This is a genomic window from Streptomyces sp. NPDC015242 (assembly GCF_043079125.1).
Taxonomy (GTDB): Bacteria; Actinomycetota; Actinomycetes; order Streptomycetales; family Streptomycetaceae; genus Streptomyces.
The window spans coordinates 297,107-309,039 of sequence record NZ_JBIBUF010000006.1 but is presented as its reverse complement, the minus strand read 5'-3'; the positions used below and the strand labels follow the sequence as shown (position 1 = coordinate 309,039).

Genomic DNA, 11,933 nt, shown 5'->3' with positions numbered 1-11,933 from the left:
GCCTGGCCGCCTGGACACCGGGACTGTCCGGGAGTCTCGCTCGCGTCAGGACGACCCGGCGTGCGCCTTCGTCGCGCGCCCGGTCGGGTCCGCCCCGCGGCGCGCGCCCGCTTCCCACAGGCGCCAGGCCGACCACAGCAGCAGGATGAGGAAGACGGCGAGCAGTGCCAGCAGCAGCACCGTCTGCCGGGCCGATCCCTCGCCCTGGATGAGCTGAAGCAGCAGACAGAAGGTCCACGCCACCACACCGCCCGCATACAGGGCCCTGAGCTGTCGCAACTGACTGATCGAACCCATCGTCACCCTTCGGGCCGTGTTTTCACGCGTTGCCCAGCCGATACCCCCGTCACGCCGATTCACCGCTTCGCGGGCCGACGATTTCGCCGGGCTCGCTCACCGTCCCCAGTCGGTCCGGCCGCTGTCCGGCCGTCGCCCGGCTGCTGTCCGGCCGTGTCCCCGCCCCTCACGGCTGGCGCAGAGCCTGGCGCATCGAGTGGAGGCGGTCCAGGGAGCGGCGCCGCATCCACAGGACCCAGACGCACAGCGCGACCATGGCGACCGCGAAGACGAGAGGCAAGAGGAGGGAGCCGCTCACCGCCCCCAGCACGAACATGCCGACCGCGACGAGACCCATGGCACCGAGCCAGTACGGTACCCACTTGCCCGCCCGCTCCATCTGGCCGAGCTGTTCGCCGACCAGCCGGCGCATGGCCGCCTGCTCCTCGGGCTCCCGCGGCACCTCCTGGTGGCGGATCCTGCGGTTCAGATCGGCGAGTCCGGCCGCGTCGGTGCCCACGGCGCGGGCGGCCCGGCGGCGCTGGAAGGCCAGGACCGCGATGGCGACCCCGGTGTAAAGGGCGCTGTGGAACACCCAGACGGCAGGGTGCTCGTCCCGGCGGCTCAGGGCCGAAATGCCCAGTCCCAGCAGAAAGGCCAGAGTCGCCTGGGCGGTCAGACTGCGATCGAGTAAGCGCTTGAGCGAGAGCACAGCGCAGACCTCCTCGAAGGGGAGTCGGGACAGCGTCGTCGTCTCCCGGATACCCCGTGTTTCCCCGGTCATCTGACCCGACGGTGGCCACCACGGGTCCGCTCAGGCGGGTGAAGGCGGGTGAAGGCGGGTGAGGGCGGGTGAAGGCGGGCGCGGTCGTTCAGCGCCGCTCCGGGCGGCCACGGTCGATCCTCTCGAACGGGCGCAGTGCGTGGGGCGCGTTCACGGGCGCGGCCCCGCGAAGGGGCGTCGCTCAGCCGCCGATGCCCTGCCGGTCCGGGTGCAGGGCGAAGGCGCGGTCGGCCGGGTTGGGGGCCGTGAGGGCGATCTCCTGCCGGAGCAGCTCGCGGTGGCGCAGCAGGGGCTCGCGCCGTTCCGGCGGCGCGAGCAGGAGCAGGTCGTCCAGCCCGGCCAGCAGGCGCCGGCACACCTGCGGACTCCCCGCCGCGCAGCCCCGCACCTCCGTGAACCCGAGATCCACGAGTTCGGTCCACCCCGGCACGGGCTGCACCAGCCGCACCGCCCCTCCCCGGTCGCGGTGCAGGGCGGAGTCCAGTGGGTGCCGGCTCATCGCGGCCAGGAACTGCACGATGCGGTCGAGTGCCTGGACGGCGGTCGTCGGGTCGTTGATCGCCGACGACAGGGCACGCAACGCGATGTCGGCCAACTGCCGCAGTCCGAAGCCGAGATCCTGGTGGTAGGTCCGCTCCACGCCCACCGACATGGTGCCGCGCAGCGCCCCGCGCGGCGGGGCGGCCCCGCCGTGGACGGCCAGCACCGGCGTGCCCGGCACCACGAAGTCGCCGATGCGCGGCAGCAGCCGCAGCACCACTCCGTGCTTGCGCGCGACCCGCACCAGCCGCGCGATGTGCACGTCCCGCAGCACCCCCGCCCGGCCCTCGTGCGGCACCCACGCGGTCGCGGCACCCAGGCCGGCCGTCTCCCGGCCGGCCGACGGCGCGGGCATGGAGGCGGCCACCCGGAACGACTCGGCGGCGATCCGCGCGATCACCTGGCTGATCCGCATCAGCCGCAGGGTGGTGTTCACGTACAGCACGAACAGCAGCAGGCTCAGCGCGACCATGCAGAGCGTGAGGACGGACTGCACCAGCGGCAGCGACGTCACGGCACGAGGGTCGTCGGCGCTGTCGAACGCGGTCAGCACCAGCAGCGTCAGCACGAACGTGGCCAGGAACACCGCGAAAGTCGCCTTGGTGATCCGGCTGCGGACGAAGAGCCGCACCACACGCGGGGTGAACTGGCCGCTCGCCATCTGCACGGCCACCAGCGAAATGCTGAAGACCACGCCGATGAAGGTCATCATCGCCGAGCCGACCGCGCTGACCACGGCCTTCGCGTCGTCCGCGAACCGCATGAGCTCGTCGAGGGTGTCGTGGTCGCCCTCCTCCCGGAGCGCCTCCACGATGGCCGTGTCGAGCGCCTGGGCCCCCAGCCACACCACGAAGACGGCGACCATCGCCGCGGTGGGCGCGAACCAGAACGTGTCCCGCAGATGCTCCCTGAGCGGTGACAGGGCGCGCGGGCGGCGCCGGGCGGCAGGGCTCTGCGTCACCATCCAGTCACTCATGGTGCGACCCTAGGGGCAACGGCCCGCGAGGTCCCGCAAGCCCGCCCGGGGGACGGAAACGCAGGTGAAGGGCACTCCGAAAGCTTGGTATTGTTGTGCCTGTCGCCGCGGGGAACACCCCTGGCAAGGCGGCGGACACCTGGTCCGGGTGGCGGAATGGCAGACGCGCTAGCTTGAGGTGCTAGTGCCCTTTATCGGGCGTGGGGGTTCAAGTCCCCCCTCGGACACGGAACACCAAGGGTGCCGGCCACATCGTGGTCGGCACCCTTTCTCGTGCGCGGGAGCTGCCGCGGATGCGCGCTGCCCGGCGCCCCGGGCCTCGGCCCCCTCACCCCCGGTACCCCCGCAGCTTGCGGTACAGCGTCGCCCGCCCTATCCCCAGTGCCGCCGCCGCGCGCGCCTTGTTGCCGCCGTGGCGGCGCAACGCCTCCAGGATCGCGGAGCGCTCGGCGTGTTCCATCGGGCTGAGCGGGCGTGCGGCCGGGCCTTCCCGGACGGCGTCCGGCAGCTCCGACCGGCGGACCGGGCCGGACATCCGCCGCTGCTCCGCGAGGGCCCGTACGACATGGGCGAGCTCCGTGACGTTGCCGGGCCACGGGTACTGCTCCAGCGCGCGCAGCGCGTCCAGCGTCCAGGTCAGCGGCGGCTGTCCGGGCACCGGCCGCGGGGCGAGAGCAGGCAGCAACTCCTTGATGTCCTCGGCGCGTTCCCGCAGCGGTGGCAGGGTCACCGTCCGGGCCGACAGCTTGTCCAGCAGGCGCTGCAGGCAGGGCCCGGCCGGTGCGCCGGGTGTGTAGGTGACCAGCAGTGGGACGTCCGGACGCGTGTCGAGCAGGGAGTTCAGCGCGGCCACGCCGGGCTGCGCGAGCCGCTCGGCGTGCCGGAGCAGCAGCGGGCGATCGTCGTCCCGGGCGGTCAGGGCGCGGTCGAGCCCGGCGTCCCGCGCTGCGTCGGTCTCCCGGACCGGGCCCGGTCCGAGCAGCTCGCGGGCCAGCGCGGACTTGCCCGTGCCGCGCTCGCCGGCCAGGAGCAACGGCTCGGGGGAACGCGCCAGCTCGGCCGCCCGCGCCACGGCGTGCCGCCAGGGGAGCGAGGAGCCGGTCAGCGTGACCGTCGGCGGGGGCGGGTCGGGCACCGGGGCCGCCGGTTCGCCGAGCCGTTCCAGAACGGCCACGATCCCCACGACGGCACCGTCCGAGCGCACCGGCGTGAGGTGAGCGGTGCACCCGGCTCCTTCCGGCAGAACCACCGAGCCCACCACCGCATCTCTCTCCAGCGGCTCCCCGCCCTGCCGGGCCTCCGCCGAGCCCGGCGCCGCATCGGTCGCCAGCGGTTCCCCGGACCGTTCGACCTCGGCCTCTGCCGAGCCCGGCGCCGCGTCCCTCCCCAGCGGCTCCCCGGGCCACTCGGTGCAGCCCCCCGCCTCGGTGCGCCGTGCGTCCGCCGCCGTGCGCTCCAGCGCGTCGAGCACCTCGGGGGTCAGTAACCCCTGCGCCGCCCCGTTGATCAGCCGGCTGCGGCCGTCGAAGGCGGCCACCGCCCGGTCCCGGCCCCGCGACGCCCTCAGATACGCGTCCAGCAGCACCCGCTCGTCCTGCCCCGCCCGCGCCCGCAGTTCCGTCTCGACCGCCGCGGCTGCGGCCTCCGTGAGGGCCGCCTGGGGATGCGGCGCACGCGTGGCGCACAGGGGTGACGCGACGGTCAGTGTGCCGAGGACCTGGCCGTGGTCAGGGGCGAACAGCGGCACGCTGACCGCGGACACGTCCTGCCAGCGGTCCAGGAAGTGCTCGGGTCCGTGCACCTCGGCCCGTCGCCGGGTACGCAGCGCGAGGGCCGCGCTGTTGTGGCCGACCTCCTGCTCCGACAGCACGGCGCACGGATCGACCCCGGGTACGCGTCCCGCCGTCCACAGCACCCGCAGCCGCTCGTCGGTCAGCACGAGCAGCGACCGGTCGGCGTCCAGGGCGGGGACGATCCGGTCGAGCACCGGCCGTGCCGCGGCGAGCAGCGGCGACTCCGCAGGACGGGCCGCACCTGCCGCCGGTCCCCGCAAGTCGTGCGGCACCCCGTGGAACCGGGCCCGCCGCCACGCCGCCACGACCTCCTCCGGCACGTCCCCGGGCAGCGGCCGGCCCGACAGGAAGCGCTCGCGGGCCAGCCGAAGCGAGGGACGGGCGGTGGCGGCGGGGGAAGGTTCTGTGGTCGTCACGGCACGACCCACCGTAGCGGGTTCGGTTGAACGGGCAACAACCGCGGGTGCGGTCCGCGCCCCTCGGGTGTCTCGTAATGAGACACCCGAGGGGCCTCGGCCCCCACCAGGATCGTGACCGCTCGATGTCCCCGATGTCCCGACTCCCCCCGCAGGAGCACCCCGTGTCCACCGCCGTCGAGACCGACGTCCTCATCGTGGGCAGCGGCCCGGCCGGTGCCGCGGCCGCGCTCGCCCTGAGCACCTACGGCGTGCCCCACATCGTCGTCACCCGGTACGCGCACCTCGCCGACACCCCCCGCGCGCACATCACCAACCAGCGCACCATGGAGGTGCTGCGCGACCTCGGGGTGGAACAGGAGGTCGTCGCGCGGGCGACCCCGCAGCACCTGATGGGCAACACCACCTTCTGCACCAGCCTGGCCGGCGAGGAACTGGGCCGGGTGCGCTCCTGGGGCACCGACCCGCTCGCACGCGCCGGGCACGAGCTCGCCGGCCCCACCCGCATGTGCGACCTGCCGCAGCACCTCATGGAACCGATCCTGGTGAACGCCGCTGTCGCACGCGGCACCCGGCTGCGGTACGAGACCGAGTACCTCTCCCACACCCAGGACGCCGACGGCGTCACGGCGACCGTCCACGACCGGCTGCGCGGCGACACCTACGAGATCCGCGCCCGGTACCTGATCGGCGCCGACGGGGGACGGTCGAAGGTCGCCGAGGTCGCCGGGCTGCCGATGCGCGGCCGGACGGGCGTGGCCGGCAGCATCAACATCGTCTTCGAGGCGGACCTGTCCCGGTACACCGCCCACCGGCCCTCCACCCTCTACTGGGTGCTCACCCCGGGCGCCACGGTCGGCGGCATCGGCGCGGGCCTGGTGCGCTGCGTACGGCCCTGGAACGAGTGGCTGATCGTCTGGGGCTACGACGTCACCGCGGGCGCCCCGGACCTGACCACCGAGTACGCCGAGTCGGTCGTCCGCAAGCTCGTCGGGGACGACGACCTGGCCGTGACGATCACCTCGTCGTCGGCGTGGACCGTCAACGAGATGTACGCGGAGACGTACGCCGACGGCCGGGTCTTCTGCGCCGGCGACGCCGTGCACCGCCACCCGCCGTCCAACGGCCTCGGCTCCAACACCTCGATCCAGGACGCCTACAACCTCGCCTGGAAGCTCAAGCTCGTCCTGGACGGCACCGCCCACCCGAGGCTGCTGGACACCTACACCGCCGAACGCGCCCCGGTCGGACGGCAGGTCGTCACCCGCGCCAACCGGTCCATCCGCGAGACCGCCCCCGTCTTCGAGGCACTGGGCGGACTCGCCCCGCAGACCCCCGCACAGCTGCGGGCCGACATCGACGCCCGCAAGGACGCCACCGACGCCGCCGAGCGGCAGCGGGCCGCACTCCGGGAGGCGATCGCCGCCAAGGTGTACGAGTTCGACGCGCACGGCGTGGACCTCAACCAGCGCTACACCTCCGCCGCGATCGTCCCGGACGGCACCCCCGACCCCGGCTTCGCCCGCGATCCCGAGCTGTACCACCAGCCCTCCTCCCGCCCCGGCGCCCGGCTCCCGCACGCCTGGATCACCTCCGGCTCCCGCACCCTGTCCACCCTCGACACGGTCGGCCGGGGCCGCTTCACCCTGCTGACCGGCATCGGAGGAGATGCGTGGGTGCGGGCGGCCGGGAAGCAGGACGTCGAGATCGCCACCGTCGTGATCGGCCCGGGGCAGCCGTACGAGGACCCGTACGGCGACTGGGCGAGGCTGCGGGAGATCCCCGACGCGGGCGCCCTCCTCGTCCGCCCGGACGGCTACGTCGCCTTCCGGCACCCGGACGGTGCCCCCACGACCGCCGGGGACCTGCTCGCGGACGCGCTGCGGCGCATCCTCGGACACGCCTGAACGCACGCCATGATGGAAGAAGCCGACGTCGACGACGAGGAGCCGGCATGACCACCGACGCGACCGGGACCGGCCTCACGGAGCAGGTCGTGACCGGCCTCCGGGCCACCGCCGACCCGCGGCTGCGGGAGCTGCTCACCGCGCTCGTGCGGCACCTGCACGACTTCGCCCGCGAGACCCGGCTCACCCGGGAGGAATGGGAGCGGGCGATCGCCTTCCTGACGGCGACCGGGCAGGCCTGCACCGGCACGCGGCAGGAGTTCATTCTGCTGTCGGACGTGCTGGGCCTGTCCATGCTGGTGGAGACCCTGCACGGCGACCGCGCGCCCGGGACCACCGAGTCGACCGTGCTCGGCCCGTTCCACCTGACCGAGTCGCCCGTCCGTCAACTCGGCGACGACGTCGACCTCGTGGGCGGCGGCGAGCCGTGCGTGGTCAGCGGCCGGGTGCGCTCCGCCGACGGCACCCCGCTGTCCGGTGCCGTCGTCGACGTCTGGCAGGCCGACGACCAGGGCCACTACGACGTCCAGCAGCCGGGCGTGCAGCCCGCGGGCAACGGACGCGGGCTGTTCACCGCCGACGCCGAGGGCCGCTTCTGGTTCCGCACCTGCGTGCCGGCGCCGTACCCGATCCCCACCGACGGGCCGGTCGGAGCACTGCTGCGCGCGACCGGGCGGCACCCCTACCGCCCCGCGCACATCCACTTCATCGCCTCCGCCGCAGGCCACACGCCCGTCACCACGCACCTCTTCGTGGGCGGCGGCGACTACCTGGACTCCGACGCGGTGTTCGCCGTCAAGGAGAGCCTCGTCCGGGACTTCGCCGAGACGGACGACCCTTCGCTGGCACGGGAGTTCGGCGTGCCGAACCCCTTCCGGCACGCGCGCTTCGACCTGGTCCTGGAGCCCGCCGCATGACGTTCCAGGACGTGTTCACGTACGAGACCCGGCCCGTGCGGGTGGTGTTCCGGCCCGGCGCGGCCGTCACCGCCACCCCCGAGGAGGCCGCCCGTCTCGGTCTCCGGCGGCTGCTCGTGGTGTGCGGGCGCCGGGGCGAGGCGGTCGCCCGTGAGGTCGCCGACGCGCTCGGCGACCGGTGTGCCGGGGTGCACGCCGAGGCGCGGATGCACGTGCCCGTGGAGGACGCCGACCGGGCCGTCGCGGCCGCGCGGGCGGCCGGGGCCGACGGCTGCGTCGCGGTCGGCGGCGGCTCCGTGATCGGCCTCGGCAAGGCGGTCGCCCTGCGCACCCGACTGCCGTTGATCGCCGTCCCGTCGACCTATTCCGGCTCGGAGATGACCCCGGTCTGGGGCCTGACCGAGCACGGCGCCAAGCGCACCGGGCGCGACCCGGCCGTCCAGCCCCGCAGCGTCGTCTACGACCCGCGGCTCACCCTCTCCCTGCCCGTGCCGCTGACGGTGACCAGCGGCGTCAACGCGCTCGCCCACGCGGTCGAGGCGCTGTACGCACCGGACGCCTCGCCGCTCGTCTCCGCCATGGCCGAGGAGGGCGTGCGGGAGATGGCCGGCGCCCTGCCCCGGCTGGCCGCCGATCCGCAGGACCTGGACGCCCGCAGCCGGGCCCTGTACGCCGCCTGGCTCTGCGGCGCCTGCCTCGGCGCGACCACCATGGGGCTGCACCACAAGCTCTGCCACGTCCTCGGCGGCAGCTACGGCCTCCCGCACGCCGAGACGCACACCGTGGTCCTCCCGTACGCCCTCGCCCACAACGCCCCGGCGGCCCCACGGGCGTTGACCGTCCTGCGCCGGGCCCTGGGCGCCGAGGACGTGCCACGCGCCCTGTGGGAGCTGGCCGGACGCCTCGGCGCGCCTCGCTCCCTGGCCGAACTCGGCCTCGGTGAGGGCGATCTCGCCCCGGCGGCACAGCGGGTGGCGGGCGAGCCGTACGCCAACCCGCGGGAGGTGACGGCGGCGGGGGTCCGCGGTGTGCTGCTCGCGGCCTACGAGGGAGACCCGCCCGGCCCCGGCCCGGCGCTGTCGCCGCCATAGTCGCCTTCGCCTTCGCCTTCGCCCTCGCCTTCGCCCTCGCGTTTGCGGGCGCGGACCGAAGTCGCGGACAGAAGGTGACCGCAAGTCTTCCTAGGGTCGGGGCATGACCCAGACGCAGAGGATCCTCGTCACCGGCGCCACCGGAACCGTCGGCCGCCAGGTCGTCACCGAACTGCTCGCGCGGGGCCACCGCGTACGTGCCCTCACCCGTGACGCCGCGAAGGCCGCCTTCCCGGACGGCGTGGAGGTCGTCGAGGGCGACCTGACCGAGCCGGACGGCCTCGCCCCGGCGCTGGAGGGCGTGACCGGGCTGCACCTGATCACGTTCGGCGGGGCCGCGTTCACCCCGCTGCGGACCGGCCCGCGGATCCTGGAGCTCGCCCGCGCGGCCGGTGTCCGCCGCGTCACCGTGCTGCACGGCGGCGGGCCCACCCCGCTGGAGGACGCGGTGCGCGCCGACCACGCCCTGGACTGGACGGTGCTCATGCCGGTCGAGTTCATGGCGAACGCCCTGGAGTGGGCGGCCGGGATCACGGCATCGGGCGAGGTGCGCGAGCCGTTCGTCTCCCGGCTCAGCGCCATGGTCCACGAGGGCGACATCGGTGCCGTCGCCGCGGTCGCGCTGACCGAGGAGGGCCACGCCGGCCAGGAGTACGTGATCACCGGCCCCGAGGTGCTCACCGTCGACGACAAGGTGCGCACCCTGGCCGCCGCCGTCGGCCGGGAGATCACCCTGGTCGAGCTGACCGAGGAGGAGGCCGTGGCGCAGTGGCGGGCCGCGCACCTGCCGGAGGACGTGATCGGCTTCCTGCTGGAGGCGTACGGCAACACGCCCGAGGTGGGCCGCACCGTCTCCGGCACGGTCGAGAAGGTCACCGGCCGCCCGGCGCGCACCTTCGCGCAGTGGGCCGCCGGGCACGCCGGCGTCTTCCGGTGACGGCCGTGAGTGTCTCGTATTGAGACACCCGCGGGCCGCCCGGCACATCAAGATCGACAGGGGGGGGTGTGACCGCAGCAAGGTGCGGCCGTCGGCGTGCGCTGCTCGCCGCCGGGCGGCCGCACACCCGAAGAAAGGTGAACCACATGGCCCTCGCACTGCTCCGGCGCCGGTGGCTGAAAGGCACCTCCGCCGCAGCGGCGGGCCTCGCCGTCCCCCTCCCGACCGGTGCCGGTGCCGTCGCCCGCGAGGTCGTCGACCCGATGGGCGCGCCCCTGGCGGGCGCGGACGTCACCGTCACCGCCCTGGACACCCACCGCGTGGCCGCCCGGGGCACGACCGACCCGTACGGCTACTTCCTCGCGGCCCTGCCGCCCGCCCGGTACAGCCTGCTGATCTCCGCGGAAGGCCTGCGGCCGCACCGCGAGACGATCGAGATCGCCCCCGATGCCTCGACGCCCGCCGAGCGCGTCTGGCTGCAGCCGGCCGAGGCACTCCAGTTGCCGACGCCCGGCACGTGGCTCTTCGACCCGCCGCACACCGCGATCCGCTTCATCGCCAAGCACGTCGGAATGGCCCATGTGCACGGCCGGTTCGAGCGCTTCGACGGCGGGATCCAGGTCTCCCAGGACATGGCCGACTCGCGGGTACGGGTCCGCATCGACGCCGCCAGCATCACCACGGGCAACACCACCCGCGACAACCACCTGCGCTCCGCCGACTTCCTGGACGTCGAACGCTTCCCGTACATCGACTTCACCAGCACGCGCTTCGCCTACCGGGGCGGCAGCAAGTGGTCGCTGCTGGGCACCCTCACGATGCACGGCGTCAGCCGCTCGGTGTCGCTGGACACGACCTACCTGGGCACGGTGAACGGCGGCTACGGCCAGGAACTGCGCTGCGCGGCCCTCGCCACCGCGGAACTCCACCGCGAGGACTACACCCTGAACTGGCGCTCCATGCTGGCCCGCGGCATCGCCGTGGTCGGCCCGACCGTACAACTGGAACTGGACGTCCAGGCGATGTACCGCACCCACGACACCCCGACACCGCCGGAGTAGGCGTCTGACCTGGAGCCTTCTCCGACCTTCCCTGCTCGGCGTGCGCGCCGGTCGCGGCCTCGCGCGGCACTGACGGACCACCGGCAGTCCGAGCAGGGGAGAGGGCTCAATCATGGGAGCCTCTGCGAGGGAGATGGTCAGTCCCATCCGCCGAGGAGCCCGCCGTTCATCTGGGCCGTGCAGATGTTGTAGTCCCCGGATGCGTGCGCCTTCTTCGTCTCCCCGTTGACGGTCACGGAGCAGTTGATGTCGCCACCGCCCATGAGCTGCGCGTACACGTTGTAGTACAGGGCGTCGTCGCTGAGTTGCAGTGTCTTCTCGAACGGCAGCCCCTTGCCGGAGCGGCTGTCATTGTCGGAGCCGTAGTTGATGTCGACGCCGGCCGGTGCGGACCCCCACACCTTGAACACGACCTGGCCCGCGGGCGCTTCCTCGGCCGGCTCGGCGTCCTGCTTCGGCTTCTCGGCCTTCGGCTTCTCCGCCTTCGGCTTCACCGTCTTCGTCACGGTCACCGTCGGCGCCGGCTTCGACTCGCCCTTCGCCGGTTCCGCCGCGGCAGCGGTCTCCGTGACCGTGACCGTCGGGCCCGGCTTCGCGTCGGCACTCGCCGTTTCGGTGCCGTCGCTCCCGGCCGCACCCATCCCGATACCGACGAACAGGGTGAGCACGGCGGCCGGGACGAGGATCCGCTTCCGCGCCCACTTGGGCCCCGGCTGCTGCGGGCCGGGCGGCATCGGCGGCTGACCCGGGAACGGCGGCTGGACCGGCGGCTGATGGAACGACATGGAACCCCCCAAGGTTGAACGTTGGAACAACGTAGAGCAGTTGTGAGGGATTTGTGAGGGGCGGTAGTCAATCTGTGACAGAAGAGGCCCCGCACTCGGGTCAGGGGAGGGGAGGCGCCGTCCCGCGTCAGGCGTCACCGAAGAGCGCGGGTCCCGCCACCCTCGTCGAGGAACTCCGCCCGCACGGTGCAAGCCGGCACGAGGTGCGCGCCTGACACCGCTGATCGGATACCGCCGTCTGACCAAGACGGTCAGCATGTGCGCGCAATGCGTTGGGGAATGCCTCGATCACGAAGCCATTCGCGCAGGGTGGTCGTACCCCGCCGGAATAATCCCTGGCCCGGTCCCCCCGGGCCTCCCTACACTCACGCACGTACCCGCACCGCCCACGACCTAGGCGGTGCGCCGGCGTGACGAGTGAAAGGAGACGGCCGTGCGTGTTCGTACCGC

Annotated in this window: 10 protein-coding genes and 1 tRNA gene; 6 read left to right on the top strand and 5 right to left on the bottom strand. The window is 73.6% G+C overall.

Annotated elements, in window-relative coordinates; genetic code table 11:
- Nucleotides 1-45: 45 nt before the first annotated feature.
- The 3 genes from ACF07N_RS21935 to ACF07N_RS21925 form a co-directional block, all read right to left on the bottom strand.
- Nucleotides 46-297, bottom strand: a complete 252-nt coding sequence (locus ACF07N_RS21935) for a hypothetical protein (protein WP_383338838.1) — start codon at nt 295-297, stop codon at nt 46-48.
- Nucleotides 298-463: 166 nt separating this feature from the next.
- Nucleotides 464-1,060, bottom strand: coding sequence for a hypothetical protein (locus tag ACF07N_RS21930; protein ID WP_392115424.1), 597 nt, complete (start codon nt 1,058-1,060; stop codon nt 464-466).
- 181 nt (nt 1,061-1,241) lie between these two features.
- Nucleotides 1,242-2,576: a DUF2254 domain-containing protein gene (locus ACF07N_RS21925; RefSeq protein ID WP_392115421.1), complete on the bottom strand. Its 1,335-nt coding sequence runs from the start codon at nt 2,574-2,576 to the stop codon at nt 1,242-1,244.
- A 142-nt stretch (nt 2,577-2,718) separates the two neighbouring features.
- On the opposite strand from ACF07N_RS21925, the gene ACF07N_RS21920 reads away from it, so the two are divergent.
- A tRNA-Leu gene (locus ACF07N_RS21920) sits at nt 2,719-2,803 on the top strand.
- Between the two features lie 101 nt (nt 2,804-2,904).
- Here ACF07N_RS21920 and ACF07N_RS21915 read toward each other — a convergent pair.
- Nucleotides 2,905-4,785, bottom strand: a complete 1,881-nt coding sequence (locus tag ACF07N_RS21915) for a helix-turn-helix domain-containing protein (RefSeq protein WP_392115418.1) — start codon at nt 4,783-4,785, stop codon at nt 2,905-2,907.
- A 134-nt stretch (nt 4,786-4,919) separates the two neighbouring features.
- On the opposite strand from ACF07N_RS21915, the gene ACF07N_RS21910 reads away from it, so the two are divergent.
- The 5 genes from ACF07N_RS21910 to ACF07N_RS21890 all read left to right on the top strand — a co-directional run bounded on the left by ACF07N_RS21910 (nt 4,920) and on the right by ACF07N_RS21890 (nt 10,698).
- Nucleotides 4,920-6,692: an FAD-dependent oxidoreductase gene (locus ACF07N_RS21910; protein ID WP_392115416.1), complete on the top strand. Its 1,773-nt coding sequence runs from the start codon at nt 4,920-4,922 to the stop codon at nt 6,690-6,692.
- Between the two features lie 47 nt (nt 6,693-6,739).
- Nucleotides 6,740-7,609 carry an intradiol ring-cleavage dioxygenase gene (locus ACF07N_RS21905; RefSeq protein WP_392115413.1) on the top strand — a complete coding sequence of 290 codons (870 nt, stop codon included), beginning with the start codon at nt 6,740-6,742 and terminating at the stop codon, nt 7,607-7,609.
- Complete coding sequence (locus ACF07N_RS21900; RefSeq protein ID WP_392115410.1) at nt 7,606-8,700, top strand: maleylacetate reductase; 1,095 nt, start codon at nt 7,606-7,608, stop codon at nt 8,698-8,700. The genes ACF07N_RS21905 and ACF07N_RS21900 overlap by 4 nt, the downstream gene beginning before the upstream one ends.
- 103 nt (nt 8,701-8,803) lie before the next feature.
- Nucleotides 8,804-9,637, top strand: coding sequence for an NAD(P)H-binding protein (locus ACF07N_RS21895; protein WP_392115407.1), 834 nt, complete (start codon nt 8,804-8,806; stop codon nt 9,635-9,637).
- Between the two features lie 146 nt (nt 9,638-9,783).
- Nucleotides 9,784-10,698, top strand: coding sequence for a YceI family protein (locus tag ACF07N_RS21890; protein WP_362279209.1), 915 nt, complete (start codon nt 9,784-9,786; stop codon nt 10,696-10,698).
- A 137-nt stretch (nt 10,699-10,835) separates the two neighbouring features.
- Here the strand turns inward: ACF07N_RS21890 and ACF07N_RS21885 are convergent, their stop codons facing one another.
- Nucleotides 10,836-11,483, bottom strand: a complete 648-nt coding sequence (locus ACF07N_RS21885) for an MmpS family transport accessory protein (RefSeq protein WP_392115402.1) — start codon at nt 11,481-11,483, stop codon at nt 10,836-10,838.
- Nucleotides 11,484-11,933 lie beyond the last annotated feature (450 nt).